Origin of the sequence: Mycobacterium sp. E3305 (assembly GCF_001666785.1) — a bacterium.
GTDB lineage: Bacteria > Actinomycetota > Actinomycetes > Mycobacteriales > Mycobacteriaceae > Mycobacterium.
The window spans coordinates 1-4,760 of sequence record NZ_LZJA01000176.1; the positions used below are offsets into that span (position 1 = coordinate 1).

The 4,760-nt window shown below is 69.8% G+C and carries 6 protein-coding genes; 2 read left to right on the forward strand and 4 right to left on the reverse strand.

Annotated elements, in window-relative coordinates; all coding sequences use genetic code 11:
• The first annotated feature begins 99 nt into the window (after positions 1–99).
• On the forward strand, positions 100–396 hold the full coding sequence (locus tag A5701_RS16250) for a hypothetical protein (protein WP_067755590.1): 297 nt from the start codon (positions 100–102) through the stop codon (positions 394–396).
• A gap of 4 nt (positions 397–400) precedes the next feature.
• Here the strand turns inward: A5701_RS16250 and A5701_RS16255 are convergent, their stop codons facing one another.
• The 4 genes from A5701_RS16255 to A5701_RS16265 form a co-directional block, all read right to left on the reverse strand.
• A complete protein-coding gene (locus tag A5701_RS16255; RefSeq protein ID WP_067755600.1) occupies positions 401–967 on the reverse strand; it encodes a TetR/AcrR family transcriptional regulator in 567 nt (188 codons plus the stop codon).
• Between the two features lie 89 nt (positions 968–1,056).
• On the reverse strand, positions 1,057–1,188 hold the full coding sequence (locus tag A5701_RS29155; RefSeq protein ID WP_255396796.1) for a hypothetical protein: 132 nt from the start codon (positions 1,186–1,188) through the stop codon (positions 1,057–1,059).
• Positions 1,189–1,456: 268 nt separating this feature from the next.
• A complete protein-coding gene (locus tag A5701_RS16260; RefSeq protein ID WP_067755593.1) occupies positions 1,457–2,926 on the reverse strand; it encodes an aldehyde dehydrogenase in 1,470 nt (489 codons plus the stop codon).
• A gap of 106 nt (positions 2,927–3,032) precedes the next feature.
• On the reverse strand, positions 3,033–3,806 hold the full coding sequence (locus tag A5701_RS16265) for a class I SAM-dependent methyltransferase (RefSeq protein WP_156670120.1): 774 nt from the start codon (positions 3,804–3,806) through the stop codon (positions 3,033–3,035).
• Positions 3,807–4,062: 256 nt separating this feature from the next.
• Between A5701_RS16265 and A5701_RS16270 the strand changes: the two genes are divergently transcribed.
• The coding region (locus tag A5701_RS16270; protein ID WP_156670119.1) for a glycosyltransferase family 4 protein at positions 4,063–4,760 on the forward strand (698 nt) is incomplete at its 3' end.

Below are 4,760 nucleotides of genomic sequence, written 5' to 3' on the forward strand. Positions count from 1 at the left end.
ACCACGGCGACCGGCAAGGTGCTGCGCCGCGAGATCGTCAAAGACTTAGGTGCACTGCGTGCCGCGCCGGCCGACCAGTAGGGAAGTTAGGGAAGAAACATGATCAAGAACGGGACCCGCCTGGCCAGCCAGGTATGTGACACGCAGGTGATCGTCGTCCGGAGCGCCGACAGCCTCGATGACTTGCGTTGTGGCGGTGCGCCGATGGTGCCGATCGGCGCCGAGCGTTCCGGCGAGCTGGACCCGGCGTTCGCCGGCGGCACCGTGATGGGCAAGCGCTACGTCGACGAGACCGGCGCCGAGGTGCTGGTGACCAAGCCGGGCGCCGGGAGCCTGAGCGTCGGCCAAACCGCCCTGCAGCTCAAGGAAGTCAAGCCGCTGCCGGCCAGCGACTGAGGAGTTACTCGCCGATATTGTTGCGCAGCACGAATTCCCTTGCCTTGATGAGGAATTCGAGTTGCTCGCCGACTTGGCGCAGCGGGTCGATGCTGCCGGTCGAGCGGGACAGCACGATGGCGCCCTCCAGCGAGGCGATCGACATCACCGCCAGCGAGGCGGCGCACGGCTCGTCGAAGCCGTCGTGGGTGAAGGCCCGGGTCAGCGCGGCGCACCAGCGGCCCAGGATCGCGGCGGCCTCGGCGGAAAGCGTGGCGTCGTCGTCGTCCGAGCCGATCGCCGCGGCCACCACGGGGCAGCCGGCGTTGAAGCCGCCCTCGGTCAGCAGGCGCTCCCAGAATTCGACGAACTTGCCCAGGAGTACCCGGGCGCCCTGCTCGGCGGCGTCGTCGATCATCGCGGTGATCGAGTCCCCGGAGTAGCGCAGTGCCTCGATCAGGATCTGATTGCGGCCGTCGGGGAAGTGGTAGTAGACGGAGCCGCGCGGCGCGCCGCTGCGGGCGAGCACCGCGTCGATCGTCACTCCCGCGGCGCCCCGTTCACGCATCACCTCGGCGGCGCTGGCCAACATCTTCCTGCGCGTGCCGCCACGCTTCGTCGGGGTGAGATCCTGCACAGATTCGCTCGTGGTCGCCACTCTCGTGCCTCCCGGGGCCAACGTCATGCAGCGTGGGAATGCCGCAGTGCCGGCCAATGCATGCTGCGCGGGCTGAAGCGGAAATTCGGGCGCTTCAGGTCGGGCACCTCGCGGGTGAATTGATAGCCGCCGATGTTCAGCTCGATGATCCACATGATTCTCTCCCGGCCTAAGCGCCGACCATGATTATGCTGAGAAGCATATAAGACAGCGGTCCAGTAAGCAAGTTTTATCCCCTATGTAAACCCGGAAGCACGGGAAATGCCGAAGCGGGCGGGATGCCGCTCCTGATTTACAGGACCGTCACAAGGGGTTTTCTATGCTTTTTTGCATAATTTGGCGCTAGTGCGCCGGGCATCAACGTCGAACGCGCACTCCCCGCGGGTTTCGCCCGCGGGGAGTGCGCGCCCGGTAGTCGGAGCGTCAGCCCTCGATCGTGTGGCCCATCGGCATGAGCACGCTCTTCTGCTGGGTGAAGTGCTCCACGCCTTCGGGGCCGTTCTCGCGGCCGATGCCGGAGTTCTTGTAGCCGCCGAACGGGCAACAAGGGTCGAAGGCGTACCAGTTGATCCCGTAGGTCCCGGTGCGAATCTTCTCCGAGACCGCGATGCCGCGGTCGATGTCGGAGGTCCACACGCTGCCGGCCAGGCCGTACACGGAGTCGTTGGCGATCTTGATCGCGTCCTCCTCGGTGTCGTATCCGATGATGCTGAGCACCGGCCCGAAGATCTCCTCCTGGGCGATCGTCATCTTGTTGTCGACATCGGCGAAGACGGTCGGCTGCACGAAGAAGCCGCTGTCCAGGCCCTCGGGACGGCCGCCGCCGCAGACCAGCCGCGCGCCCTCCTCGATGCCCTTGGCGATGTAGCCCTCGACCCGGGCCCGCTGCTTCTCCGAGATCAGCGAGCCGATCTGGGCGGCCGGGTCCGTCGGCAGGCCCACCGGCAGCGCCTGCACGAAAGTGCTTACCGCGTCCACGATTTCGTCGTACCGCGAGCGTGGCGCCAGGATGCGGGTCTGGGCCACACAGGCCTGGCCGGTGTTCATGATCCCGGAGAACACCAGCATCGGGATGGCGGAGGGCAGGTCGACGTCGTCGAGCACGATGGCCGCCGACTTGCCGCCGAGCTCCAGGGTGCACGGCTTGAGCATGTCCGCGGCGCGCCGGCCGATCTCCTTGCCGACCGCCGAGCTGCCGGTGAAGGAGAACAGGTCGACGTTCGGGTTGGACGTCAGCGCCTGTCCGGTCTCGATCCCGCCCGGCACGACCGACAGCACGCCCTCGGGCAGTCCGGCCTCGGCAAAAGCCTCCGCCAAAGCGTTTGCGCTCAAAGGGGTTTCGGCGGCCGGCTTGAGCACGACGGTACAGCCGGCGAGCAGCGCCGGGCCCAGCTTGTTGACGGCCAGGAACAGGGGCACGTTCCACGCGACGATCGCGCCCACCACGCCGATCGGCTCGCGATAGACGATGCTCTGCCCGTAGCCGCCGGTGCGGATGTCTTTCCACTTGACCTGGTCGACGGCCGGGCCGGCGAAGAAGTTGAGCGCCCCGATCGAGCTCATCCAGTGCATCGTCTCGACGCCGGTCGGCGGCTGGCCCGTCTCGGCCGCGAGCAGCTGGGTGAACGTGTCCTTGCGCTCCTCCATCAGCTTGAGCGCGTTGGCGATCACGGCCGCGCGCTCCTTTGGCGGGGTGGTCGGCCAGGGCCCGTTGTCGAAGGCCGCGCGCGCCGCGGCGACCGCGGCGTCGACGTCGGCGGCGGCCGCCAGCGGCACCTTTCCGACGTACTCGCCGGTGGCCGGGCAGCGCACCTCGATCACTTCGTCGGTCGACGGCTCAGCCCACTTGCCGCCGATGAAAAGCTTGTCGTATTCGGTCTTGCTGTCGGCCATCTGCGCCGCTCCTCCTACCCTTTTAGATTGCGCTGCCGTGCTTATCGTCGCCGGCGCGCATGGGCGCCACCCTACCCAAGCCGACGCGAAACGAGAACACGTTTCACTATTGGGGTTGCAGGACCAGCACCAGATTGCTCACCAGGAACTCCCGCAGCACGGGGACCGAGGTCAGCCACCACGCCCATCGGGGGTGGTAGCGGGGAAATGCGGCCACGGCCGCCCCGGTGTCCGCGGCCCACGCCAGGCCGTCGGCCGCGGACACGGCGAACAACGACGACCCGTAGTCGTTTTTGGCCGGATGCCCGTGTTTGCGGGCGTAGCGCCTGGCGGCGCGCGCCCCGCCGAGATAGTGGCTCAGGCCCATTTCGTGCCCGCCGAAGGGGCCCAGCCAGACGGTGTAGGAGAGCACGGCCAGCCCGCCGGGCTTGGTCACCCGCAGCATCTCCGCGCCAAGCCGCCACGGCCGCGGCACGTGTTCGGCGACGTTGGACGACAGGCAGATGTCCACCGAGCCGTCGGCGAACGGCAGGGCCATGCCGGAGGCGCGCACGAAGTTCCCGGCGCGCCCGGCGGGGACGGGCCCGGCCGCGTGCATCTCGCTCGGGTCGGGTTCGACGCCCAGGTAGCGGATCCCGGCGTCGGCGAACGCGGCCGAGAAGTAACCGGGCCCGCCGCCGACGTCGAGCAGGGTGCGCCCGGCCGGGGATTCGCCGTGCGTGGCCAGCCAGAGATCACCCACCATCGCGGCGGTGTCCGCCGCGAGCGCGCCGTAGAACCGGGCGGGGTCCGACTGCTCGAAGCGGAACTCGGACAGCAGCCGCAGCGCGCGGCCCAGGGTCGCCCGCCGCGCGAACACTCGGGTGGGATCCGGGGTCACGGCCACCGACCAACCCTACGCAGCGCCGGCGCGCGGTCGCCGCGGTTCGTCACATCAGTCACTTTCGTCCCTGGCCCGGACGGCACCCGAAGTGCCCACCTCACAGCGACAACGCGCGGCGCGGCGCCCGGTCGCCCGAATTGTCGCTGCGAGGCGGGCAACCGCACGCTCCCTCCTGGCGGGGACCCGTGTGGCGGAAGTGGCCGGCGGGGTCGCCGGCCCCCGAGGGGGCGCCGCCGGGCTAGGCTGACCAGTGATGTCTGGTCTGCGCTCCGTGCTCCTGCTGTGCTGGCGCGATACCGGTCACCCGCAGGGCGGCGGCAGCGAGGCCTACTTGCAGCGCATCGGCGCGCAGCTGGCCGCGTCCGGCATCGCCGTCACGCTGCGCACCGCCCGCTACCCCGGCGCGCCGCGCCGGGAAGTGGTCGACGGTGTGCGCATCGACCGCGCGGGCGGCCGCTACTCCGTCTACGTCTGGGCCCTGCTCGCGATGGCCGCGGCGCGACTGGGGCTCGGGCCGCTGCGGCGGGTGCGGCCCGACGTGGTCGTCGACACCCAGAACGGCCTGCCGTTCCTCGCCCGGCTGGTGTACGGCCGCCGGGTGGTGGTGCTGGTGCACCACTGCCACCGCGAACAGTGGCCGGTGGCCGGCCCGGTGCTCGGCCGGCTCGGCTGGTTCGTCGAGTCGAGGCTGTCGCCGTGGCTGAACCGCCGCAACCAATACGTGACGGTCTCGCTGCCGTCGGCGCGCGACCTGGTGACGCTCGGGGTCGACAACGCGCACATCGCGGTGGTCCGCAACGGCCTCGACGAGGCCCCGGCGCGAACGCTGTCCGGCCCGCGTGCCGCCGCGCCACGGGTGGTGGTGCTGTCGCGGCTGGTGCCGCACAAGCAGATCGAGGACGCGCTGGAGGCGGTCGCGCGGCTGCGGCCGCGCCTGCCGGGTCTGCACCT